This is a genomic window from Allobosea sp., from assembly GCF_051860145.1.
Lineage (GTDB): Bacteria > Pseudomonadota > Alphaproteobacteria > Rhizobiales > Beijerinckiaceae > Allobosea.
In genome coordinates this window covers 362,175-384,788 of the sequence record NZ_JBHYEM010000003.1, presented here as the reverse complement: position 1 = coordinate 384,788, position 22,614 = coordinate 362,175, and the positions used below count along the sequence as shown (strand labels likewise).

At 66.4% G+C, this 22,614-nt stretch carries 23 protein-coding genes and 1 pseudogene; 11 read left to right on the top strand and 13 right to left on the bottom strand.

The genetic code is table 11. The features are described 5' to 3' along the window. Positions 1 to 252 precede the first annotated feature (252 nt). Genes ACTIF2_RS07525 through ACTIF2_RS07515 form a run of 3 tightly spaced genes read left to right on the top strand, consistent with a single transcriptional unit; the run spans position 253 to position 2,159 of the window. Positions 253 to 1,437 (top strand): pyridoxal phosphate-dependent aminotransferase, encoded by a 1,185-nt coding sequence (locus tag ACTIF2_RS07525; protein ID WP_439496421.1) that lies wholly within the window; start codon positions 253 to 255, stop codon positions 1,435 to 1,437. A 2-nt stretch (positions 1,438 to 1,439) separates the two neighbouring features. After that, a complete protein-coding gene (locus ACTIF2_RS07520) occupies positions 1,440 to 1,772 on the top strand; it encodes an NIPSNAP family protein (protein ID WP_439496420.1) in 333 nt (110 codons plus the stop codon). Positions 1,773 to 1,829: 57 nt separating this feature from the next. Beyond that, positions 1,830 to 2,159, top strand: a complete 330-nt coding sequence (locus ACTIF2_RS07515; RefSeq protein WP_439496419.1) for an SMR family transporter — start codon at positions 1,830 to 1,832, stop codon at positions 2,157 to 2,159. 30 nt (positions 2,160 to 2,189) lie between these two features. Here the strand turns inward: ACTIF2_RS07515 and ACTIF2_RS07510 are convergent, their stop codons facing one another. The 3 genes from ACTIF2_RS07510 to ACTIF2_RS07500 all read right to left on the bottom strand — a co-directional run bounded on the left by ACTIF2_RS07510 (position 2,190) and on the right by ACTIF2_RS07500 (position 5,222). Beyond that, positions 2,190 to 3,521, bottom strand: coding sequence for an MFS transporter (locus ACTIF2_RS07510; RefSeq protein ID WP_439496418.1), 1,332 nt, complete (start codon positions 3,519 to 3,521; stop codon positions 2,190 to 2,192). Positions 3,522 to 3,640: 119 nt separating this feature from the next. After that, complete coding sequence (locus ACTIF2_RS07505; RefSeq protein ID WP_439496417.1) at positions 3,641 to 4,534, bottom strand: tellurite resistance TerB family protein; 894 nt, start codon at positions 4,532 to 4,534, stop codon at positions 3,641 to 3,643. Positions 4,535 to 4,751: 217 nt separating this feature from the next. Then, the gene (locus ACTIF2_RS07500) at positions 4,752 to 5,222 is read right to left on the bottom strand and encodes an Lrp/AsnC family transcriptional regulator (RefSeq protein ID WP_439496416.1); all 471 of its coding nucleotides are present in this window, start codon (positions 5,220 to 5,222) and stop codon (positions 4,752 to 4,754) included. 128 nt (positions 5,223 to 5,350) lie between these two features. Here ACTIF2_RS07500 and hppD point away from each other — a divergent pair, with 128 nt between their 5' ends. Then, positions 5,351 to 6,484: a 4-hydroxyphenylpyruvate dioxygenase gene (gene hppD / locus ACTIF2_RS07495; protein ID WP_439496415.1), complete on the top strand. Its 1,134-nt coding sequence runs from the start codon at positions 5,351 to 5,353 to the stop codon at positions 6,482 to 6,484. A gap of 16 nt (positions 6,485 to 6,500) precedes the next feature. Here hppD and ACTIF2_RS07490 read toward each other — a convergent pair whose 3' ends face one another. The 4 genes from ACTIF2_RS07490 to ACTIF2_RS07475 form a co-directional block, all read right to left on the bottom strand. Further along, positions 6,501 to 6,749, bottom strand: a complete 249-nt coding sequence (locus ACTIF2_RS07490; protein WP_439496414.1) for a hypothetical protein — start codon at positions 6,747 to 6,749, stop codon at positions 6,501 to 6,503. A gap of 111 nt (positions 6,750 to 6,860) precedes the next feature. Then, positions 6,861 to 7,655: an AprI/Inh family metalloprotease inhibitor gene (locus ACTIF2_RS07485; RefSeq protein ID WP_439496413.1), complete on the bottom strand. Its 795-nt coding sequence runs from the start codon at positions 7,653 to 7,655 to the stop codon at positions 6,861 to 6,863. Between the two features lie 20 nt (positions 7,656 to 7,675). After that, on the bottom strand, positions 7,676 to 8,644 hold the full coding sequence (locus ACTIF2_RS07480) for a 2-hydroxyacid dehydrogenase (RefSeq protein WP_439496412.1): 969 nt from the start codon (positions 8,642 to 8,644) through the stop codon (positions 7,676 to 7,678). 167 nt (positions 8,645 to 8,811) lie between these two features. Then, entirely contained in the window at positions 8,812 to 9,573 is a 762-nt protein-coding gene (locus tag ACTIF2_RS07475) for a FadR/GntR family transcriptional regulator (RefSeq protein ID WP_439496411.1), read from the bottom strand. Between the two features lie 256 nt (positions 9,574 to 9,829). On the opposite strand from ACTIF2_RS07475, the gene ACTIF2_RS07470 reads away from it, so the two are divergent. From ACTIF2_RS07470 to ACTIF2_RS07450, 5 genes are all read left to right on the top strand, one after another. Beyond that, positions 9,830 to 10,882, top strand: coding sequence for an ABC transporter ATP-binding protein (locus ACTIF2_RS07470; RefSeq protein ID WP_439496410.1), 1,053 nt, complete (start codon positions 9,830 to 9,832; stop codon positions 10,880 to 10,882). Positions 10,883 to 10,994: 112 nt separating this feature from the next. Then, a complete protein-coding gene (locus ACTIF2_RS07465; protein WP_439496409.1) occupies positions 10,995 to 12,299 on the top strand; it encodes an ABC transporter substrate-binding protein in 1,305 nt (434 codons plus the stop codon). Between the two features lie 58 nt (positions 12,300 to 12,357). Further along, positions 12,358 to 13,311 (top strand): carbohydrate ABC transporter permease, encoded by a 954-nt coding sequence (locus ACTIF2_RS07460; protein WP_439496408.1) that lies wholly within the window; start codon positions 12,358 to 12,360, stop codon positions 13,309 to 13,311. Beyond that, the gene (locus ACTIF2_RS07455; RefSeq protein WP_439496407.1) at positions 13,304 to 14,206 is read left to right on the top strand and encodes a carbohydrate ABC transporter permease; all 903 of its coding nucleotides are present in this window, start codon (positions 13,304 to 13,306) and stop codon (positions 14,204 to 14,206) included. Before ACTIF2_RS07460 ends, ACTIF2_RS07455 begins: the two co-directional genes overlap by 8 nt. Positions 14,207 to 14,255: 49 nt before the next feature. Next, on the top strand, positions 14,256 to 15,149 hold the full coding sequence (locus ACTIF2_RS07450; RefSeq protein WP_439496504.1) for an NAD(P)-dependent oxidoreductase: 894 nt from the start codon (positions 14,256 to 14,258) through the stop codon (positions 15,147 to 15,149). A gap of 7 nt (positions 15,150 to 15,156) precedes the next feature. Here ACTIF2_RS07450 and ACTIF2_RS07445 read toward each other — a convergent pair whose 3' ends face one another. Beyond that, the gene (locus tag ACTIF2_RS07445; RefSeq protein ID WP_439496406.1) at positions 15,157 to 16,236 is read right to left on the bottom strand and encodes a LacI family DNA-binding transcriptional regulator; all 1,080 of its coding nucleotides are present in this window, start codon (positions 16,234 to 16,236) and stop codon (positions 15,157 to 15,159) included. 104 nt (positions 16,237 to 16,340) lie between these two features. Between ACTIF2_RS07445 and ACTIF2_RS07440 the strand changes: the two are divergent. Then, positions 16,341 to 17,251 (top strand): annotated as a pseudogene (locus ACTIF2_RS07440) (NAD(P)-dependent oxidoreductase). Between the two features lie 99 nt (positions 17,252 to 17,350). Here ACTIF2_RS07440 and ACTIF2_RS07435 read toward each other — a convergent pair. From ACTIF2_RS07435 to ACTIF2_RS07415, 5 genes are all read right to left on the bottom strand, one after another. After that, positions 17,351 to 18,265: a DMT family transporter gene (locus ACTIF2_RS07435; RefSeq protein WP_439496405.1), complete on the bottom strand. Its 915-nt coding sequence runs from the start codon at positions 18,263 to 18,265 to the stop codon at positions 17,351 to 17,353. 97 nt (positions 18,266 to 18,362) lie between these two features. Then, entirely contained in the window at positions 18,363 to 18,845 is a 483-nt protein-coding gene (locus ACTIF2_RS07430) for a MarR family winged helix-turn-helix transcriptional regulator (RefSeq protein WP_439496404.1), read from the bottom strand. A 93-nt stretch (positions 18,846 to 18,938) separates the two neighbouring features. Beyond that, positions 18,939 to 19,520, bottom strand: coding sequence for an NAD(P)H-dependent oxidoreductase (locus tag ACTIF2_RS07425; RefSeq protein ID WP_439496403.1), 582 nt, complete (start codon positions 19,518 to 19,520; stop codon positions 18,939 to 18,941). A gap of 2 nt (positions 19,521 to 19,522) precedes the next feature. Further along, positions 19,523 to 20,950 (bottom strand): FAD-binding oxidoreductase, encoded by a 1,428-nt coding sequence (locus ACTIF2_RS07420; RefSeq protein WP_439496402.1) that lies wholly within the window; start codon positions 20,948 to 20,950, stop codon positions 19,523 to 19,525. Continuing rightward, positions 20,947 to 22,293, bottom strand: a complete 1,347-nt coding sequence (locus tag ACTIF2_RS07415; RefSeq protein WP_439496401.1) for a cytosine deaminase — start codon at positions 22,291 to 22,293, stop codon at positions 20,947 to 20,949. The genes ACTIF2_RS07420 and ACTIF2_RS07415 overlap by 4 nt, the downstream gene beginning before the upstream one ends. A gap of 26 nt (positions 22,294 to 22,319) precedes the next feature. Between ACTIF2_RS07415 and ACTIF2_RS07410 the strand changes: the two genes are divergently transcribed. Beyond that, positions 22,320 to 22,614, top strand: a 295-nt coding sequence (locus ACTIF2_RS07410) for a tetrahydrofolate dehydrogenase/cyclohydrolase catalytic domain-containing protein (protein ID WP_439496400.1), incomplete at its 3' end; no start/stop codon positions are given.

Genomic DNA, 22,614 nt, shown 5'->3' with positions numbered 1-22,614 from the left:
TGCGACAAGTGCCAAGATCGGCTACCTGCATTCTGTATACAGTACGCGAATCGTCTCGCCAATCCGGCAATCAGGTTTCGCGGCACGGTCCAGAAAAGGTCGCGGCGCGGCAGTTTGCAAGTGTTCCAAATGCGCGGCGGGTCGGCGGCCGGCGCAGGAAGCGGGCTTGCATCCGCCCGGCATTTCCGGCCAAGACAGCGTCAAGGCCCGCGACAGGGCCGTCTCGTCAAGATCCTGCGGAGGAAGCCCGCCATGGCGCTGCACGTCGTCCCCTCTTTCGCCCGCATCGGCGAGGAAAACGCCTTCGCCGTGCTGGCGCGCGCGACCGAATTGCAGCGCCAGGGCAAGGACATCATCAATCTCGGCATCGGCCAGCCGGATTTCCCGACGCCCGGCCATATCGTCGAGGCGGCGGTGAAGGCGCTGCGCGACGGCCATCACGGCTATACCCCGGCCAACGGCATCCTGCCCTTGCGCGAGGCGGTCGCGGCCGACCTGCACAAGCGCTTCGCGGTCGAGGTCTCGCCGGAAGAGGTGATGATCGTGCCGGGCGGCAAGGTCACCATGTTCATGGCGATCCTGATGTTCGGCGAGCCGGGCGCCGAGATCCTCTATCCCGATCCCGGCTTTCCGATCTACCGCTCGATGATCGAATATACCGGCGCGACGCCGATCCCGGTGCCAATCCGCGAGGAGAACGGCTTTGCCTTCTCGGCCGAAGAGACGCTCTCGCTGATCACGCCGAGGACACGGCTGCTGATCGTCAACTCCCCGGCCAACCCGACCGGCGGCGTCACCCCCAAGAGCGAGGTCGACAAGCTCGTCGCCGGCCTGGCGCGGTTCCCGGATGTGGCGGTGATGTCGGACGAGATCTACGACCAGATGCTCTATGACGGCGAGAAGCATGTCTGCCTCCTGAGCTATCCCGAGATCCGCGACCGGCTGATCCTGCTCAATGGCTGGTCGAAGACCTATGCGATGACCGGCTGGCGCATGGGCTTCTCGATCTGGCCGAAGCCGCTCTACGACAATGCCCGCAAGCTCGCGGTCAACTCGCATTCCTGCGTCAACGCCCCGGCGCAATGGGCTGGTCTTGCGGCGCTGACCGGCCCGCAGGACGCGGTCGCGATGATGCTGGCGGAGTTCGACCGGCGCCGGAAGGCGGTGGTGGCCGGGCTCAATGCGCTGCCGGGCGTCTCCTGCATCGTGCCGAAGGGTGCTTTCTACGCCTTCCCGAATGTCTCGCAGACCGGCTGGAAAGCGAAGAAGCTCGCCTCGGCTCTGCTCGAGGAGGCCGGCGTCGCCACGATCGGCGGGCCGGATTTCGGCGTGCATGGCGAGGGCTATATCCGCCTGTCCTATGCCAATTCGCTGGAGAATATCGAGCGGGCGCTGGAGCGGATGGGCGCCTTCCTGAAAAGCGCGAAGGCGGCCTGACGATGATCACCTGCCATCTGCGCTATGTCGTGGACCCGTATCAGCTGCCGGCCTTCGAGCATTATGGCAAGCTCTGGATCAGGCTGGTCGAGAAGTTCGGCGGCAAGCATCACGGCTATTTCATGCCGTCGGAAGGCACTTCGAACGTCGCTCTGGCGATGTTCAGCTTTCCGTCGCTCGCGACCTATGAGGACTACCGCAATGCCTCGTTCAAGGACGAGGAATGCCTGGCGGCGGTGGCGCTGAACGAGAAGCACCGCTTCATCATCAGCTATGAGCGCTCGTTCTTCCGTCCGGTCTTCGAGGACGATCACGGCGTGCGCCGTGCGCCCTAAAGTCCGGCAATACGGGCCGGAGCGGATGATGGGCCTCTTCGCGGAGTCCGGGACCGCATGAGCTATCTCTATCTCGCGCTCGCCATCGTCAGCGAGGTGATCGGCACCTCGGCGCTGAAGGCGTCGAACGAGTTCACCCGGCTCGTGCCCTCGCTGATCACCGTCATCGCCTTCGCGAGCGCGTTCTACTTCCTGTCGCTGACCTTGCGCACGATCCCGGTCGGCATCGCCTATGCGATCTGGTCCGGCGTCGGCATCGTGCTGATCAGCCTGATCGCGCTCGTGCTGTTCGGCCAGAAGCTCGACGCCCCGGCGCTGATCGGCATGGCCATGATCGTCGCGGGGGTGATCGTCATCAACCTGTTCTCGAAGTCCGCGGCCCACTGAGCTGCCGAACCGCTCGGACCTTGGCGGCGCTCAATCCGTGGTCGAAGCCGAAGGCCGGTGCCTGACGCGCCCCGGCACCAACCGCACCTTTCGTGGCGCCGCCAGCCAGATCGCCGCCGCCGAGACCAGGCAGCAGGCGATCGCCAGCAGGAAGGCCGGGCGATAGCTGCCGGTCGCATCGTGAATCGCGCCCGCCAACCAGGGCCCGGCCGCGCCGCCACCGAGCAGCGCCACCGTGGTCGTCCCGAAGATCGCTCCGAAATGCGGCCCTTCGAAAATCTCGACCACGATCGCACCCATCACCGAGGCCAGCGCGTAACCCAGAAAACCCTGCGCGATCACCATCACATAGAGCAGCACGGGCGACGGTGTGTGCTCCAGCGCGATCAGCGCGGCATAGCAGATGGCGAAGCCGAGGCAGCCCACCATCCAGATCCATTCCCGGCCGATGCGGTCCGACAGGGCGCCGAGACCGATCTGACCGGGGATGGCGACGGCGCTGACCAGTCCCAGCGCCCAGGCGGCCGCCAGCGGGGTGAAGCCGACCTCGATCAGGTACTTGGTCTGGTGGACCTGCACCGCATACCAGGCGATCAGCGCGCAGAAATAACCGAGCATGATCCACCAGAAGCGCGCGGTGCGCAGCGCGCGTGCCAGCGTCCATTCGATCGCGACCCAGGCAGGGTCGACCACGGCCGCCGCACGCTGCGCCGCACCGGTGCCGGCCGAGCCGGTCTCGCCATCGGGCAGCAGGCCCAGATCCTGCGGCTTGCGGCGGACCAGGAGATTGAGCGGGCCGAGCAGAAAAAGCACGAGCAGGCCCATGATCCAGCAGGCGGCGCGCCAGCCATCCCGGCTGATGATCGATTGCAGCCAGGGCAGGAGCAGCAGCGCACCGACGCCTACGCCGGAAAAGGCGATGCTGATCGCAAAGGCCCGGCGGCGCACGAACCAGTTCGGCAGGAACAGCGACTGCGCCGAGAAGCTCATCAGATTGGCGCCGCAGCCGACCAGGACGCCGAGCGTCAGGTAGAGATGCCAGGCGGCACTGATTGCGGGCGCGATCAGCATGCCTGCCGCCAGCATCGCCACGCCGGTCTCGATCACGACGCGCGGGCCGTGCCTATCCATGACGCGGCCGACGAATGTGCTGGTCGCGGCGGAGAGCAGGAAGCCGAACGAGAAGGCGCCCGATGCGAGCCCGCGATCCCAGCCGAACTCGTCGATCAGCGGCGGCAGCAGCAGCGAGAACGCCGTGCGCGCGCTGACGGCGATCGCCATCGTGACGAAGGCGATGCCGATGATGAGCCAGCCATAGTAGAAGGGCAGGCGCGCCGACCAGTGAGGGGATGGTGATTGCATCCCCTATCCGTCGACTGGCCGCGTCGAGCGGTCAATCCACGCTCGACGCACCCCGGATCTGCGTCGAAGCCTAGAGAACGCGCCGATCAGATTGCGCAGCAATCCGATCGGATCCGGCTCTAGGCCTTGGCGGCGCTCGCGGCCGCGTCGATATTGGCGACGAGCTCGGCATCGAGGCCGACCGAGCCGGCGAGCCCGGCCAGGAAGTCCTTCTCCGCCGGGGTGTCCGGATTGATGGCGAGCCGCGCGGCCGTATAGATCTGCGCGGCGAGCTCGGGTGTCTCAGCCGCCGCGGCCAGCACCTCGACGGAAGCCGGCTTGGCGAGCTCGTTGGCGAGCCACTCATTCGCTTCCGGATCGAAGCCGCCCTCGCGCAGCCCGCCCAGGATGGCGTTGCGCTCCTGGTCGTCGATATGGCCGTCGGCGGCCGCGGCCGCGATCATGGCGCGCACGAAGATCAGGGCCGTCGCCTCGTTGGCGGCTTCCGGCTCGAAACCGGTTCCGGCCGGAGCCGGCAGCACCTCCTGCTGCTGCAGGTCGAGCAGCGGCTTGCCGGCCTGGTGGTTCTGATAGGCCTTGTAGGCGAGGCCGCCGATCAGCGCGAGACCGCCGAGCTTCGCCGCCGAGCCGGCGACCGAACGGCCGGCCGAGGTGCCGAAGACGAGCGCGCCGAGGCCGCCGAGCACGGCGGTCGCCATGGCGGGGTTGCTGTTGAACATGCCCTTGGCCTGTTCGAGGATCTGCTGCGGGCTGCGGCCGCCCGAGACCTGGCTGAAGGCGTCGCCCGCGCGCTGCTGCACGCCGGTCTGCCGGGCGGCGTCGCCGACGCCCTGGGTCGCCTGGCCGAAGATCTGGCCGGCAAGCCCGCCGATGCCGCCGCTCTTCTGCACCTGCTGGCTGAGGTCGCCCAGCATGCTCCCGAGTCCTCCCGGCTGGCCCGGCCGGACGGAGCCCTGGCCGGCCTGGTTGCCGGCGCTGATCAGCGCGTCGAGGAGGGATTTGGCATTGAACATCGAAGGCTCCTTCAGGTCGGATGCGGTAGCGAGCGTGACCATGCAGGTAGTGACCGGACCACGCGAGCGCTAGAGCAGGCGCCGATCAGGTTGCAAAGCAACTAATAGGCTCTCGCGTTCTCAAGTCATAGTTGAGAGGCGGCTTCACCGATCAACGTGATTCGACCTGATCGGGTCCGATTCTGAAGCCGCCATGTAAAGCGCGAATGACGCTCGCTCAGTTCATCGGCAATGGCAACAGGCCGGGCTCCTTCAGGGTATCGAGCGCGATCTCCGAGCGGACGCGCGCCACGCTCTCATGCGGCATCAGGATCTCGTTGACGAAGCGGGACAGCTCCTTGAGGTCGCCGACTGCGACCTTGAGCAGATAGTCGGCCTCGCCGGTCAGCGCATGCGCCTCGAGAATGGCGGGAGTCAGGCGGACCAGATCGCGGAAGCGCCGTGCATTGTCGCGCGAATGGGTGTCGAGCGCGACATGGATGAAGACCGTGACCCCGAGCCCGATGGCGGCCGGCTCGATCAGGGCGCGGTAGCCGCGGATCGTGCCCTCCTCCTCCAGCCGCTGGCGTCGCCGCGAGACCTGGCTCGCCGAGAGCCCGACCTTCTCGGCGAGCGCGCCATTGGTCAACGAGGCGTCCTGCTGGAGCGCGTCGAGCAGGCGCCAGTCGAAGGAGTCGAGCCCGCTCATCTTATGCGTCATCCAGCGAGATCATACATGTTTCATGCATATTCAGCCTATTGCATCCGCATTTTGCAAGCTCTTTGTCGCGATCATGCGCGAGCATGGGGGCCTGTGACATTCGGAGGAACATGCTCATGGGTCCGTTTCCGCACGATTCCGCCCCGCCCACGATTTCCGACGCCAATCCGATGGGAACCGACGGCTTCGAGTTCGTCGAATATGCCCATCCCGAGCCGGAGAAGCTCGGTCCGCTCTTCGAGCAAATGGGTTTCACCGCCGTCGCGAAACATCGCTCGAAGCGGGTGACGCTCTATCGCCAGGGCGACGTCAATTTCGTCGTCAATGCCGAGCCCGATTCCTTCGCTCAAGCGTTTGCCGCCGAGCACGGGCCCTGCGCCTGCGCGATGGCCTTCCGTGTCGTCGATGCGAAACATGCCTTCGAGCGCGCCGTGTCGTTGGGCGCCGAGCCCTATGAGAGCAAGGTCGGGCCGGGCGAGCTGCAGATCCCGGCGGTGAAGGGCATCGGGGGCTCGCTGCTCTATTTCGTCGAGCGCTATGGCGAGAAGGGCTCGATCTGGGATGTCGATTTCGAATGGATCGGCGAGAAGGATCCGCATCCCGAACAGGCCGGGATGTATTATCTCGATCATCTGACCCACAACGTCATGCGCGGCCGCATGGATCACTGGGCCGGCTGGTACGGCAAGCTTTTCAATTTCCGGGAGATCCGCTTCTTCAATATCGAGGGCAAGCTCACCGGCCTGATCTCGCGGGCCCTGACCTCGCCCTGCGGCAAGATTCGCATCCCGATCAACGAGTCGCTCGACGACAAGAGCCAGATCGAGGAATACCTGCGCCAGTACAAGGGCGAGGGCATCCAGCATGTCGCGCTAGGCGCCCATGACATCTATGCCAGCGTGGAAAAGCTCCGGAAGAACGGCCTGCCCTTCATGCCGTCGCCGCCCGAGACCTATTACGAGAAGGTCGATGCGCGTGTGCCGAACCATGGCGAGCCGGTCGAGCGGCTGAAAGCCAACGGCATCCTGATCGACGGCGAGGGCGCGGTCGCGCTCGGCGACAAGAAGGGCCGGATGAGCAAGGTGCTGCTGCAGATCTTCTCCGGCACCGTGCTCGGGCCGATCTTCTTCGAGTTCATCCAGCGCAAGGGCGATGACGGCTTCGGCGAGGGCAATTTCCGCGCGCTGTTCGAGTCGATCGAGGAAGACCAGATCCGGCGCGGCGTGCTCAAGGTCGAAGCGGCGGAGTGACGCCGCGGCCCGCCGGTCAGCGTCCGTAGGGCGAATCGAGGATCACACGGACCTTGCGCTCGGGCGCTGGCGCAGTGTCGTCCGTGATCTCCGTTTCATCGGCGCTCGCCTGCTGTTCTGATGCGGCAGGCGGCTTGGCCGTGGCATCATCGCTTGTCCCTGCCGAAATGCGGACCGGCCGGCTGGGTGGGTCCTGCGTGCTGGCGAGCGCAGGCGCAGCGAGTGCGAGCGTCATGAAAGCGCTGAGGAAAAGGCTGCGTGTCATTCGGAAGCTCCTCGTTTCGGAGCCCAGATCAGCACGGTGGGCCGAATCCTTCCTGAACGGCGCGGCCAGTCCGGCTGTGGTGTATGGCCGCAACCCGGCGCGGGAGCCGCGTCAGGGTGCCCGTTTGCGCAGCAGCAACGGCGCGCCGACGGCGGGATCCTTGCGCCACTGGCCGCTCTCGAAGACCAGCTCGACGCTGTGGCCCTTGCGGGCGATCAGCGAAAGCCGGCCGGCCGCATAACGCCAGCCGACGGGGTCGAAGATCATGAGGCCGGTATCGTCGCAGCGGCCGTCGAAGCTGGCCGGAGCGCGGCCGGTGCTGTTGAGCGGGCCGGCGGCCAGCGTGATGGCGCAGGCCTCGCGGTTCTGCTGGCGCATCATCGCATAGCGTCCCGGCACGGTTTCAGCCGCTGGCGCGCTGGCCGGATCGACCGTCGTCAGGCGCGCGGCCGCGGTCGCGGCGCGTTCCGCGCTGCTGGGCTGGGCCCGGGGGGCGCTGCGCGGATAGCCCTTCGGATCGAGCAGATATTGCTTCCCGTCGGTGCCCTTGCCATCGAAGCCGGCGGCAGCCCTGGTGAAGGCGACGACCGGCTTTCCGGCCGAATCCTCGAAGCGCGGCGCACCATCGCCGGCGGCGCTCCAGCCGGCGACCTGGCCCAGGATCGGCAATGCGCGCCGGCAGGTCGCCGGGAACCGCAGCTGCCGTCCCCGCGCCGCAGGCTCGGCGCCCAGGGTGATGGTGCATTTGCGCGGCGCGCCGACGAGCTCGATGTCCCAGGCGCCGAGCAGGGGCCGGAGCGCCTCGGGCGCCGCCTCCGCTCCGCGCGGCAGCGGCGGCGTCTGGGCCCGCACGGCGCCAGCGGCGAGCAGGCCCGCCGCCAGCAGCAAGAGATGACCTGGCCGCATCCGAACCGACCTTTGCTGTCTCAGGCTTTCGTCCATGGCGTCTCGACAACCGGCGTCAGGGGTCCCTTGCCATCGAACCATGATTTCAGGTTGTCGACCAGAAGCTGGCCCATCTGTTCGCGCGTATGCACCGATGCGGAGCCGACATGGGGCAGCAGGACGACATGATCCATCGCGATCAGCTCGGCCGGCACCTTCGGCTCGTCCTCGAAGACGTCGAGCCCGGCCGAGAGGATGGCCTTGCTCTTCAGCGCCTCGACCAGCGCCTGCTCGTCGACCACCGTGCCGCGGCCGACATTGACGAGGATGCCGTTCGGCCCGAGCGCCTTCAGCACCTCGGCATTGATCATGTGATGCGTCGCCGCGCCGCCGGGCGCGACCGAGACGAGCGTATCGACATCGGCCGCCATCTCGACCAGCGAGGGATAGTAGCGATAGGGCACATCGGCCTGGCGCGAGCGGCCGTGATAGCTGATCGGCAGGCCGAAGGCCTCGAGCCGATGCGCCACCGCCTTGCCGATGCGGCCGAGCCCGACGATGCCGACCTTGCGCTTGCGCAGCGAGGTGGTCAGCGGATAGGCCTTTTCCAGCCACTTTCCGGCACGCAGATAGCGATCGACCTGCGGCAGCTGGCGCACGGTGGCGAGAAGCAGGCCGAGCGTCAGATCGGCGACCTCGTCGGTCAGGACGTCGGGCGTGTTGGTGACGACGAGGCCGCGCTTGCCGGCCTCCCTGGCATCGACATTGTCGTAGCCGACGCCGAAATTCGAGATGATCTCGAGCTTCGGCAGCGCGTCGAACAGTGCCCCGTCGATCTTGACATGCGAGCCCCCGCCGGCGACGCCGCGCACCTTGCCGCCGAGCTCGCGCAGCATCGCGGCGCGATCCTCCGACTTCCAGAGCTCATGCACGGTGAAGCGGGCCCTGAGCTGGTCGGCGGCATAGGCCATCAACGGGCCGGTCATGATGATGTCGGTGGCGTCTGGCATGTCGCGAGGTTCCGTCAGATCGAGAGGCGAGGGCAGGGTGGCTTGATTTCAAGTTTTTAAAACGATTGAATGACTTCGCCGCTGATGGTGGGAGCGGCGCTGCGCTCATTTCTACACAGGCGAGGACGCGAGAAAAGCGCATCCTCGTCATATGTAGTATGACTTATTCAAGCTATTTTCGTCGCGCTCAGCGCTGTGGAGCTGGTCAGGAAGGTCAGCGTGGTGTTGAGGCTGTCGCTCACCAGCCCGGCCATCCGGGCCGCCGCCAGGTCCCCGTCACGGCGGATGATCGCGTCGAGGACGCGCTCGTGATCGACCAGCGAGGCGATGAAGAACTCCCGGTCATCGACCGATTTGAGCAGGAGAGACCACTGGATCGTCGCGGTCACGACGCTCGCCAGGCATTGCAGCGTGGAGTTCTGGGCGGCCACGAAGATCGCCTCGTGGAAGGCGAGGTCGGCGCGGATGGTGGCGTCGTCATAGGGCGGGTTGTCGATCATGCCGCGATAGCCGGCCTCGATCCGCACCAGGTCGGCGGGCGTGCGCCGCTGCGCGGCCAGGCGCGCCGCGTTCGGCTCGACGAAGCGGCGCAACTCGAACAGCTCACGAATGAATTTCTCGTTGGGATCGGCCTCGAAATGCCAGGACAGCACGTCCGGATCGAGCAGGTTCCAGTTCTCGCGCGGCGCCACCCGCGTGCCGCTTTTCGGGCGCGCCTCGATCAGCCCCTTGCCGGTCAGGAACTTCACCGCCTCGCGATAGGCGGTGCGCGAGACCGAGATCTCCGAGCGCAGGTCGTCCTCGTTCGGCAGCAGGTCTCCGGCCTTGACCGTGCCCGAGATGATCGCGACCGCGAGCTTCTGGGCGACCTGGCCGAACAGGCGGTCGGGGTTCAGGGTCGTCGGTCGCGAAAAGTCGCGGACCCTCATGACCGGCGTCCTCATCGTTCTCGGCTGCCCGCCAGAGCCCGGAAAACGGGCATTCCCGGGCGATTCCGGCGCTTGACACGCTCGTCCGTATCGTATGACTTTATCGTAGATGGAATGCGGCGCAACAGGGCACGCCCGGTTGCGATGGGTTTCCGTCGATCGGTCACGAGAAACCGATAGCAGCGGCGATACGGAAGTCTCCGCGCGAGACGGCACCGCATCCCAGAGGAAACGTTAAGACCGGGAGAAGCCCCTCATGGCGTCAGTCCAGATCGCGGATGTGCGCAAGGCCTATGGCTCGACGCAGGTCATCCACGGCGTCGACATCGATATCGACGACGGCGAGTTCGTCATCCTGGTCGGGCCTTCCGGCTGCGGCAAGTCGACCCTGCTGCGCATGATCGCCGGGCTGGAGAACATCACCGGCGGCGAGATCCGCATCGGCCCGCGCGTCGTCAACGACGTGCCGCCGAAAGAGCGCGACATCGCCATGGTGTTCCAGAACTACGCGCTCTATCCGCATATGACGGTGGCCGACAACATGGCCTTCTCGATGAAGCTGCGGAAGGCGCCGAAAGCCGAGATCGACGAGCGCGTCGGCAAGGCCGCCGGCATCCTCGGCCTCGACAAGCTGCTCGACCGCTATCCGCGCCAGCTCTCGGGCGGCCAGCGCCAGCGCGTCGCCATGGGCCGCGCCATCGTTCGCGACCCGCAGGTCTTCCTGTTCGACGAGCCGCTCTCCAATCTCGACGCCAAGCTGCGCGTGCAGATGCGCACCGAGATCAAGGAGCTGCACCAGCGCCTGAAGACGACGACGGTCTACGTCACCCACGACCAGATCGAGGCCATGACCATGGCCGACAAGATCGTCGTGATGCATGACGGCATCGTCGAGCAGATGGGCGCCCCGCTCGATCTCTACGACAATCCTTCGAACCTCTTCGTCGCGGCCTTCATCGGCTCGCCCTCGATGAACCTGCTGAAAGGCACGATCCGCGCCAACGGCTTCGAGACCGAAGGCGGCGTGATCTGGCCGATCGGCAAGCATCCGGCCGATTCGAATGACCGGGCTGCCGTGTTCGGCATCCGCCCCGAGCATATCCAGCTCGACCCCGCCGGACTGCCCGCCGAGGTCGTGGTCATCGAGCCGATGGGCTCCGAGACCCAGGTCATCGTGCGCTGCGGCGGCCAGAGCCTGACCTGCGTCTTCCGCGAGCGGATCACCGCCAAGCCCGGCGAGGACATCCATATCCGGCCGGACACGCAGGTCACGCATCTCTTCGACGCCGCGACCGGCAAGCGCATCTGAATTCCGCTGGTCCGCCGCCGGGGGCTCCCCCGGCCGCGCCGCGAATCTGCCGCCTACAAACCCTGACGAGGCTCCCATGCAGGGCCTCGCGGTCCAACGGAGGAGATGACTCATGACGGTTTCCAGACGCGACGTATTGATCGGCGGCGCCGGCCTCGCCGCCGGCGCCACATTGCCCCTGCCTTCAATTGCCCAGGCCAATATCGAAAAGGGCGCGACCCTGCGCGTCCTGCGCCCGACCAAGTTCGTCGATCCCGACCAGACGATCTTCAACGAGAACACCGAAGCCTTCACCAAGGCGACCGGCGTCCAGGTTCGCGTCGACTATGCGAGCTGGGAGGACCTGCGTCCGCAGACGGCGGTGACCGCCAATACCGGCGCCGGGCCCGACGTCGTCGTCGGCTGGGCCGACGACCCGCATATCTTCGCCGACAAGCTGGTCGACCTGACGCCGATCGCCGAGGATCTCGGCAAGAAATATGGCGGCTGGTACCCGGTCGCCGAGAAATACGGCAAGAAGGACAAGACCAACACCTGGATCTCGATCCCGATGGGCGGCTCCGGCGGCCCGGCGGTCTATCGCGAATCCTGGGTCAAGGAAGCCGGGTTCAACACCTTCCCGAAGGACCATGCCGGCTTCTTGGACCTCTGCCGCAAGCTGAAGGCGACCGGGCATCCGGCCGGCTTCGCGCTCGGCAACGCGGTCGGCGACGGCAACGCCTTCTGCAACTGGCTGGTCTGGTCGCATGGCGGCTACATGGTCGACGAGAACAACAAGGTCGCGATCAACAGCAAGGAGACGATCGAGGCGCTGAAATACGGCAAGGCGCTCTACGAGACCTTCATCCCGGGCACCCTGTCCTGGCTCGACATCAGCAACAACAAGGCCTTGACCGCCGGCGAAGTCGGCCTGACCCAGAACGGCGTCTCGCTCTACTTCTCGATCAAGAACTCGAAGGACGAGAAGGTCGCGGCGGTCGGCAAGGACCTCAATCACGCCGAGATGCCGATCGGAGCCGGGGTCGGGCGGCCGACCGAGACGGCGCTCGTGATCAACGCCATGGTGTTCAAGCACACCAAGTTCCCGAACGCGGCCAAGGAATATCTCCGCTTCATGATGGAGAGCGAGCAGTACGACAAGTGGCTGACGGGCTGCTTCGGCTACTGGACGCAGCCGCTCAAGGGCTATGCCAAGAGCAAGGTCTGGGAATCCGATCCGAAGATCCTGGTCTATCGCGACACCTGGGAGCGGGCTCTCTGGAGCGGCTACAAGGGCGCAATCACCGAAGCCGCCGGTACGGTCAACGCCGAATATGTCATGGTGCAGATGGTCGCCTCCGTCTGTGCCGGCCAGGCGACGCCGGAAGAGGCCGCCGCCGAGGCCGAGCGCCGCGCCAAGCGCTATTACCGCACCTGATCGTCACGACCGCGCCGCCGGTTTTCCGGCGGCGCGGCTGCTTCACGGGAAGAGCGCCATGACGATCGCCGCCGAAGCCCGGACCGTTCATCACCTGCCGCAAAACTGGCTGGTCCGGCTGCTCGACCACAAACCCTTTCTCATCTTCATCTGCCTGCTGCCGGCGGCCGGCCTGTTGCTGGTCTTCCTGAGCTATCCGCTCGGACTGGGCATCTGGCTCGCCTTCACCGACACGCGCATCGGCCGCAGCGGCCATTTCATCGGCTTCGAGAACTTCGTATCGCTCTGGCAGGACCGGGTCTTCATCACCTCGGTCTGGAACACGCTGCTCTATACCGGCGTCGCGACGGTCGGGAAATTCGCGCTCGGCCTCTGGCTGGCGCTGCTGCTCAACAACCACCTGCCCTTCAAATCGCTGCTGCGGGCGCTGATCCTGGTGCCCTGGATCGTGCCGACGGTGCTCTCGGCGATCGCCTTCTGGTGGATCTACGATCCGCAGTTCTCGATCATCTCCTATGTGCTGGTCGACGTGCTCGGCTGGCGCGACACCTATATCGACTTCCTCGGCGAGCCCTGGGCGGCACGCTGGTCGCTGATCGCGGCCAATACCTGGCGTGGCATCCCCTTCGTCGCGATCTCGCTGCTCGCTGGTCTGCAGACGATCTCGCCGGCGCTCTACGAGGCGGCGATGCTCGACGGCGCCAATGCCTGGCAGCGTTTCCGGCACGTGACGCTGCCGATGCTGATGCCGATCCTGGCGGTGGTGCTGACCTTCTCGGTGCTGTTCACCTTCACCGACTTCCAGCTCGTCTACGCCATCACCCGCGGCGGGCCGATCAACTCGACCCATCTGATGGCGACGCTCGCCTTCCAGCGCGGCATTCCCGGCGGCCAGCTCGGCGAGGGTGCTGCGATCGCGGTGGCGATGATCCCCTTCCTCGTGCTGGCCACGCTGTTCAGCTACTTCGCGCTCGCCCGCCGCAAATGGCAGCAGGGAGAAGACAATGACTGATCAGGCTGCCGCGGCGCGTCCGCACCTCGTCGAGAAGGAGCAGACCGGCGTCATCGACTGGTCGTCGGGCCCGCGCCGCTTCATCATGGTCTACCTGCCGCTCTCGATCTTCGTGATCGTGCTGCTCTTCCCGTTCTACTGGATGGCGATCACGGCGATCAAACCGAACGGCGAACTGCTCGACTACAAGAACAACAATCCGTTCTGGGTGAAATCGCCGACGCTGGAGAATATCAACAAGCTGCTCTTCCAGACCGACTACCCGCAATGGCTGCTGACGACGATGACGGTCGCGACGGTCGCGACCGCGCTCTCGCTGTTCGCCAGCGTGCTCGCCGCCTATGCGATCCAGCGCCTGAAGTTCAAGGGCTCCGGCTATGTGGGCCTGGCGATCTATCTCGCCTATCTCGTGCCGCCCTCGATCCTGTTCATCCCGCTGGCGACGCTGATCTTCCAGTTCGGCCTGTTCGACTCGCAATTCGCCCTGATCCTGACTTACCCGACCTTCCTGATCCCGTTCTGCACCTGGCTCCTGATCGGCTATTTCAAGTCGATCCCCTATGAGCTCGAGGAATGCGCCATGATCGACGGCGCGACGCGGCTGCAGACCTTGTGGAAGATCACCTTGCCGCTGGCTCTGCCCGGGCTGATCTCGGCCGGCATCTTCGCCTTCACCCTGTCCTGGAACGAGTTCATTTATGCGCTCGCCTTCATCCAGTCGGCCGAGAAGAAGACCGTGCCGGTGGCGGTGCTGACCCAACTCGTCGAGGGCGACGTCTATCACTGGGGCTCGCTGATGGCCGGGGCGCTGCTCGGCTCGATCCCGGTGGCGCTGCTCTATTCCTTCTTCGTCGATTATTACGTCGCGTCGCTGACGGGCGCCGTGAAGGAATAATCCGGCGGGCGCGCCCGCGCGCCTGCATGCAGAAAGCTCAATCGTGACCATGATCAAATCCGTCGCCTTCGTCGGTCTCGGCGCCATGGGCGCGCCGATGGCCGAGAATCTCGTCAAGCGCCAGTTCCGGGTCACCGGCTTCGACATGCGGCCCGAGGCGCGCGATGCGCTCGCCGCCGCCGGTGGCCATGGCGCCGACAGCGCCCGCGCCGCTGCCGAAGGGGCGCAGGCGCTGGTACTGATGGTGGTCAACGCCGCGCAGGCGCGTTCGGTGCTGTTCGAGGCGGGGGCGCTCGAGGCGCTCGCGCCGGGCGCGGTCGTCATCCTGATGGCGACCTGCCCGCCCGGCGAGGCCGAGGCGATCGCCGCCGCAGTGGCGAAGACCGGCCGGCACCTCGTCGACGCACCGGTCTCAGGCGGGATCAAGGGCGCGCGCGGGGCGAGCCTGACCATCATGGTCGGCGCCTCGCAGGAGAGCTTCGCGCTCGCCAGACCCGTGCTCGACGCGATGGGCGACAAGGTCTTCCATGTCGGCGAGACGCCCGGCCAGGGCGCGACGGTGAAGACGGTCAACCAGCTGCTCTGCGGCGTGCATATCGCGGTCGCGGCGGAAGCGCTGTCGCTGGCCGAGAAGGCCGGGATCGACGGCAAGGTCCTGTTCGAGATCATGGGCGGTTCGGCGGCCTCGAGCTGGATGCTCCAGGATCGCGGCCCGCGCATGCTCACAGGCGATCCGCCGGTCGCCAGCGCGGTCGATATCTTCGTCAAGGATCTCGGCATCGTTCTCGATGCCGGGCGGGCGGCGAAGACGGCCTTGCCGCTCGCCGCCGCGGCGCATCAGATGTTCCTGGCGAGCTCCGGCCTCGGCCATGGGGCGCGCGACGATTCCCAGGTGGTGCGGGCCTATCGCGCGCTCAACGCCAAGCCCGCGAATGACACCTGAGCGCAGCTCAGGTGCGCGGCGGAGCGGTGGTGCCCCGAATGATCAGCTCCGGCGTCAGCACGACGCGTCGCGTCGGCGCCGACGGCTCGGCGATGCGTCGGATCAGCAGCTCGGCCGATTTGCGGCCCATCTCGTCCTGGAAGTTCTTCAGCGTGGTCAGCGCCGGATACCATTGCGCCGCCTCCTGAACGTCGTCGCAGCCGACCAGCGAGAAATCGACGCCGGCCTCGCGCCCGCGATGACGCAGGCCGAGCATTGCGCCGAAGGCGGTGAGGTCGTTGAAGCAGACCGCGGCCGTCGGCGGGTTCTCGGCGTCGAGTACCTTCTGGATGCCCAGGAGCCCGTTCTCGCGGGTGCCATAGGCGGAGTAGACGATCGTGGGATCGAGGGGCAGCCCGTGCTTCGCGAGCGTCTCGCGATAGCCGGCATAGCGGTTGCGCCCTGTCGAGATCAGCTGGCTCTCGCCGAGAAAGGCGATCCGGCGATGGCCGAGGCCGATCAGGTGCTCGAGCGCGAGGATCGTGCCGTGCCGGTCGTCGGAGCCGACGAAATCGAGGTCGAGCCCCGGAATCTCGCGCGAGAGCTGGACGAGCGGGACGCCGGCCGCGATCAGGTGGCCGAAGGTTTCGGCCGTGCTGCCGCCGGCGGCGCAGATCACCATGCCGTCCGGGCGATATTCCTTCAGCGTGTTGAGCACGCGGTCCTGCCGCTCGAGGTTCTCGGCATAGGTGCCGAGCAGGATCGAGCGGCCGTGCGCGGTCGCGGTCTCCTCGATCGCGGCGAGGAGCTCGGCGAAATACGGGTTGGTGATGTCGTGGAAGCCGACGCCGAGGATATTGGTGCGGTCGGTCCGGAGCGAGGCGGCGCTGCGGTTGTAGCTGTAGCCCATGTCGCGGGCGATCTGCTGCACGCGCAGCCGCGTCGCGTCGGCGACCAGCGGCGAGCCGCGCAAAGCCAGCGAGACGGTCGCCGTCGAGACCGAGAGATGGTCGGCGATGATCTGCAGCGTCACCCGGCCGCGGCCTGCCGCCGCGATTCCCGGTTTCGCGGCCGGGTCGGCCTCGGCGGTCTGGCCGTTTCTGGTCATGGCACGCCTCTCCGGAAGCGGAATGCAGGGTTTCCAGCGAAATCGGCGGCCTGTTTCGGCCACCGCACCCCGTGTCCTTCTCACATAAGGCGGAGATATTGAAGATGAGCACCGGCAAAGAGTCCATCGGCTTCATCGGCGTCGGACTGATGGGGCAGGGCATGCGCGCAATCTGGTCTACAAGGGCTTCCCCCTGACCGTGATGGGCCATCGCAACCGCAAGCCGGTCGAGGAGCTGGTCGCGACCGGCGCCAAAGAAGCGAAGACGCCGAAGGAGCTGGCCGGGCAGGCGACGGTCATCTTCCTGTGCGTGACCGGCTCACCGCAGGTCGAGGCTGTCCTCAACGGGCCGGACGGGATCGTCGCCGGGGCGAAGCCCGGCACGGTGATCGTCGATTGCTCGACCTCCGATCCAGGTTCGACCGTCAGGCTCGCGGCCGAGCTCGAGGCCAAGGGCCTGCATCTTTGCGACGCGCCGCTCGGCGGCACCCCGGCGCAGGCGGCGCAGGGCCAGCTCTCGACCATGATCGGCGCCAGCGACGCGGTCTTCGCGCGGATCAAGCCGGCCTGCGAGGCCTGGGCGCAGAAGGTCGTGCATCTCGGCCCGGTCGGCGACGGCCACAAGATGAAGCTGCTCAACAACTTCCTGTCGATGGGCTATGGCGCGATCTATGCCGAGGCGCTGACCCTGGCGCAGAAGATCGGCATCACGCCGCAGACCTTCAACAGCGTGATCTCGGGCAGCCGGATGGATTGCGGCTTCTACCAGACCTTCATGACATACGTGCTGGAACGCGACCGCGACGCCCATAAGTTCACGCTGGTCAATGCGCTGAAGGACGTGCGCTATCTCGAAGGCGTGGCCAATGCGGCCGGGATTCCGAACCCGGTCGGCAATGCGGTGAAGAACGTCTATGCCTCGGCCGTCGCCGCCGGCAAGGGCGATGACTACGTGCCTATGATCTCAGACTGGATCGCCGGGCAGAGCGGCGTCTCGCTGGCGGGCAAGGGCTGAGCGTTACCGTCATTGCGAGGAGCGTAGCGACGAAGCAATCCAGGGTGGCCGTGCGAGGCCTCCTGGATTGCTTCGCTCCGCTCGCAATGACGGGAAGGCTCAATCCAACCGGGCCGAGCCTTCGGGCACGTGCCGGACGCGCTCGCGATAGAGCAGATAGAGGCCTGACGCGATCACGATGGCGGCGCCGACGAAGGTCCAGCGATCGGGCAGCTGGTCGAAGACGATGAAGCCGAGCGCGATCATCCAGACGATCTGCGAATAGATGAAGGGCGCGAGAATGGTCGCCGGGGCCAGCCGATGCGCCAGGATCAGCAGCCAGTGCCCGAAGGCGCCGAAGACGCCGGTCGCCAGCATCGCCAGCCAGGGCAAAGGCCCCTGCGGCCAGCTCCAGAACAGCGGAATCAGCGGCAGCAGCGCCACCGTGCCGGCGACGCCCGAATAGACCATCGTGGTCTCCGGCGGGTCATAGGCCGCGAGCACACGGGTCGAGAGCGAATAGAAGGCGTAGCAGCCGCAGCCGATGACGACGAGGATCGCGGCCGGGTGCATGCCGCCCAGGCCCGGCCGCGTGATCACCAGCACGCCGAGGAAGCCGACGGCGATGGCGGCGAGCCGGCGCGGCCCGGGCCATTCGCCGAGCAGCGGCCCGGCGACGAGCGCCACCACGAGCGGCGTCGCGAACATGATCGAGACCGTCTCGGCGAGCTGGAGATATTTGAGCGCGAAGAAGTTCAGCGCGGTCGAGCCGAGCAGCAGCAGCGAGCGCACGGCCTGGAGCCAGGGCTTGCGGCTGCGCAGGACGCCGGGGCGGCTCCAGGGATTGAACAGCAGCGAGACCAGCAACATGCTGCCGGCATAGCGGGCGAAGACGATCTGGAGCGGGTCCATCGAGCCGGTCAGCCATTTCGCGCTGGTGTCGAGCAGCGAGAAGCAGAGCACGGCGCCGCACATCAGGCCGATGGCGATCAGCCGTGAGCGGCCGGTCTCCGGTTGGTGGGAATAGGCGGGCAAGGAAACGTCCCGTCATGCATTGAGAGAATGGCGGGAGCAGACTTAACCGATTTAATGGGCAGCACCAGCGCGTGAAAGCATGTGCTCCATGCGCGGATCAGGCGTCGCTATCGGCCTCGTCGCCATCGGCATCGGGGTCGTCCAGCTCGACCCCGGCCTTGGACAGGCCCTTGGACGCCTTGCGCAGGAGCTTGCGCAATTGCTTGCGCTCCTTGGAGTCGAGCTTCTCGAGCAACTCGTCCTCGACCTGGTTCCAGACGGCGTCGAGCGCCGAGGCGGTCTTCTGGCCGTTCTCGGTGAGCGCGACCTGGACCAGACGCCCGTCGCGGCCGCCGCCCTCGCGCGTCACCAGACCCTGCAAGGAGAGCCGGCCAATCGTCTTGGACACGGTCGGCGGCTTGACCCTGAGCAGGGTGGCGAGCTCGCCCATCGTCATCGGCGCGGGCTGCAGGGATTTCAGCGCCTGTTCCTGGCCGGGAAACAGCCCGAGCGCATTGAGCCTCTCGCCCATGCGCGCGCGATGCAGCCGTGCTGTGACCAGGAGGGCCCGACCGACGCTTTTCTCGAGGGACTTGGTCATGAGCCGGTCCTTGGAAACTGCTCGGAAAACTTTTCGCCGGCTGTGAAATCGCTTGCGATCATGACAGCGTGATGACGCAGGCGCAGCATGAAATCAGAGAGAGAGCATCTTTTTCGCAACGCGGGCCAGGAAAGCGTCGCGACTGGCCGCGGTTGCGCGGTTCATGTCGTAATGAGCCAGATAAAGCGGCCGCGCCGCCGGATGACACACGGCCCGCACCGCTCGGCAAACGACCTTGCGCGGTGGGTCGCCCATCAGGAGGGCGCGCCAGCGCGAGCCGCCATAGGTCGTCACCGCCGCGAGCCTGCGGATGTTCCAGAGATTGGGCCTGACCGTGCCATCGGTGAGCTTGAACGAGACGCCGGGCAGGAAGACGCGGTCGAAGAAGCCCTTGAGGATCGCGGGATAGCCAAAATTCCAGACCGGGAAGCACAGGACCAGCGCCTCGGCGGCCTGGAGACGCTCGACATAGCCGGCAACGGGAAGCGTGTTGCTGGCAAGGTCATGGTAGCCGACACGCTCCGTGCGGCTGAGCGCCGGCTCGAAGCCCTCGGCATAGAGGTCGCAATCGTCGACCTCGTGCCCGGCCGCCTCCAGCGCCTTCACGGTCGCGAGGTGCAACGCCGCTCCGAAGCTCTCGGGATCGGGATGGGCGTAGAGCACGAGCACCCGCATGATCAGCCGCTCACGCCGGCATCGGCCAGGCTGCGAAAGAGGAAGGTCTTGCCGGAGCGGTAATCATAGGACGGGTCTTCCCAGGCGATCATCTTGCCGGGATTGAGCAGGCCCTGCGGATCGGCCTCGCGCTTGAAGGCGAGCTGCAGGTCGTCGGTCTGCTTCATCCCGCCTTCCTCCAGCGTGTAGCGGTGCGGGTTGAAGACCGGCGCGCCCATCTCCTCATGGATCGCCATGATCTCCTCCAGCCGTTCCTCGCTGGTGAAGCGCACCAGCGGCAGGCCGAAGCAGGTGATCTTGCCGTCGAAGCGGACGAATTCGAGGTGGCAAAGCACCTCGTCACCGAAGCGCGCATGGATCGTCTGGACCAGCTCGACCTGGTTGGGGAAGGGATAGAGCACCTGGAGATAGGTGATCGCGGGATCGACCCTGAGCGCGCGCAGCGTCGTGTGATTCCAGCCGAGTTCGTAGCCGGGCGGCAGGCCCTTCGCCTCGTCGGGCGACAGCTTGTCGGAACGCATCAGCAGCTCCGCGCCGCGGAAGCGCCTGGCATAGGCGAGCAGCGCCTCGACGGCGAAATCGGCCGCCATGACGATGACGACATGGCTGTCGCGCGGCAGGAATTTCCTGTGCCGCAGGAAATAATCGTGAGGCGCCGGCGCCGCGACCACGGCGAGGTTCTTCAGCGCCAGCCCGTCCTGCTCGCCGAGCGCGTTGGCGAATTCGGTCGCGGCGCGCAGGTCGTCGAAGCCGAGGATCAGGTCGACCCAGTCATAGGCCGGGCCGAGCGGCATCTCGACCTCGGTGATGATGCCGTTGGTGCCATAGGCATGGGCGACCTTGTGGAGGTCGTCGCCGGTCAGCTCGAGAATGCGCGGCGCGGCCTCCATCGTCGCGACCTTGAGCCGGATGATGTTGCCCCAGTCGCGCAGGCCGCCCCATTTGATCGAGCCCACGCCGCCCGAGCCGCCGGCGATGAAGCCGCCGATCGAGGCGGTCTGGTAGGTCGAGGGATGCAGGCGCAGCTCCTGGCGCGAATGCGCCCGGGTCTCCTCGTCGATCCGTGCCATCACCGCGCCGGGCTCGGCGACATAGCGGCCGGGCTCGATGCTCTTCACCGTGTTGAAGCCCGCAAGATCGAGCAGCACGCCGCCCGAGAGCGGCATGGCCTGGCCGTAATTGCCGGTGCCGGTGCCTCGCGGCGTCACCGGGATGCCGAGCGCGTGAGCGGCGGCCAACGTCTCCAGCACCTGCGCCTCGTTCACCGGCGCAACGATGATGTCGGCGGTGACATGATCGAGCTGGCGCTTCAGCGTCGGCGAATACCAGAAGAAGTCGCGGCTCTTCTGCTTGACCAGCGCCGGATTGTCCTCGGTGCGGATGCCGTTCAGACGGGCCTTGAGGGCGGCGATGTCGTAGCGGGGGCTCATGCGGTCCTGTTCATCAGATGGTCGAGCTCGCGATAATCCGGCAGGCTGCGGTCGATCGCCTTGCCGTCGACCAGCACCGTGCGGTCAGCCTGCGGGCGGGCGAAGAACTCGGTCCAGTCGCGGGCGCGGGTGAGGATGAGGTCGGCGGGGCCGCCGGGCGAGAGCAGGCCCGTTTCGGCATGGCCCATGATCTTAGCCGGCGTGCGCGCCACCGCGTTCGCCCAGTCATTGCCCGAATGGTCGAGCTGGAGGATGCGGGTGCCCTCGCGCAGCACCTCGACCAGGTCGAGATCGCCATAGGCGTAGAACGGGTCGCGGGTGTTGTCCGACGCGATCATCACCTCGACGCCGGCCGCCTTCAGCTCGTGCAGCGCGGTGACGCCGCGCCAGCGCGGCGTGCGCTCGGCCTGGCGATCCTGCAGATACATGTTGCACATCGGCAGCGAGACGACCGCGATGCCGGCCTCCTTCACCTTGGCGATGATCCGCGCCTCGTCCTGCGGCGCCTGCACGGCGAGCGAGCAGCAATGACCGGCAAGGATCCTGCCGGCAAAGCGATGTCGCAGGGCCGCCTCGGCGATATGCTCGAGCGAGCGGGCCGCCGGATCATTGGTCTCGTCGACATGGAAATCGAGGTCGAAGCCGTTCTCGATCGCCGTGCGGAAGACGATGTCGAGCGCCTTGTCGAGCTCGGGGATCATGTAGCTGACGCAGCCGAAGATCCCGTCGCCATGCGTTCTCACAGCCCGCGTCACCGCCTGCATGTGAGCGGCGTCGAGCGCGAACTGGATGCCGAAGAGCGGCGTCGCCTGCAAGACGATGCACCCGGCCCATTCCGCGCGCAGCTCGGCCAGGACCGGCCAGGAGATCTCGATCTGCTTGCCGAGGGAATCGATATGCGTCCGCATCGCGGCGGTGCCGTGGGCGTAGGCGCAGCGCAGGCCGAATTCCATGCGGGCGCGCACATCCTCAGCCGTCCAGTTCGCCTCGCGATCGGCCATGACGTTGTCGAGCGCGCCCATGAAGGTGCCGTCGGGATTGCGCCGGCGCGGCCAGATATGGCCCTTGTCGAGATGGACATGGATGTCGACGAGGCGCGGCAGGAGGATGCCGCCGTCGAGGTGATAAAACGAGTCGATCTCGCCGTTGTGATCCTGGGTTGGCGGCCACCAGCCTGGTTCAATGGCGGAGATCGCGCCGTCTTCAATCAGGAGGTCAACTCTCGCGAGGCCATCATCGATCTTATAATCTGGTGAAAGGCATGTGATGAGAGAGGCCGGACACCGCGCTCCCGTTATCCAATACCGTGCAGAGTTGGGGATGGCGGCAAATCCTGTCGTCACGTCCTCGGCTCTCCCGCTCGCTGCCCATGGTCGATTACAGGCCGGCAGGAGCGAGGACAAGCAAGCGCGGCGCAAATCGCCAAGACGGCGTCGCATCCATACTTGCCGCCCGCATGGCGATCGCGCATGAGGGCGTCTCGCGGCAAGGAGGCGGCACCATGACGGCACAGGCGCGCATCATCGACGGCAAGGCGGCGGCGGCGGCATTGCGGGCCGAGATCGGGCAGGAGATCGCGGCGATCAAGGCGGCGCGCGGGCTCGTGCCCGGCCTGCATGTCGTGCTGGTCGGGGACGATCCCGCGAGCCGCGTCTATGTGAATT